Annotated in this window: 1 pseudogene; it reads left to right on the top strand. The window is 67.5% G+C overall.

Annotation, left to right across the window (positions count from 1 at the left end):
- Positions 1-13: 13 nt before the first annotated feature.
- Positions 14-280 (top strand): annotated as a pseudogene (locus tag EN859_RS37635) (hypothetical protein); the annotation flags it as partial.

Below are 280 nucleotides of genomic sequence, written 5' to 3'. Positions count from 1 at the left end.
CCGGCGACTCGGCTTGCACGGCCCGGACTGCATCGCGTTCGAAGACTCCGCCAACGGCCTGCGCGCGGCGCGTGCTGCACGCGTCCCAACCATCGTGACGCCGACAGCGTACACCGCGGATCATTCTTTCGAGGGCGCGCTCGTCGTGCTGCCTCATCTCGGCGATCCGCATGCGCCTATTCTTTCCCCAAGCGCAAATGAGCGCCCCGCATGGGTGGATCTGGATACGTTGCGCCGCTGGCATCGCGAAGCATTCGATGCGGCCCACGCAGCGGCGGCC

The organism is Mesorhizobium sp. M00.F.Ca.ET.216.01.1.1, from assembly GCF_004010325.2.
In the GTDB taxonomy this organism is placed as follows: Bacteria; Pseudomonadota; Alphaproteobacteria; order Rhizobiales; family Rhizobiaceae; genus Mesorhizobium.
The sequence above is the reverse complement of the archived record's forward strand: the minus strand, read 5'-3'. Positions and strand labels throughout refer to the sequence as shown.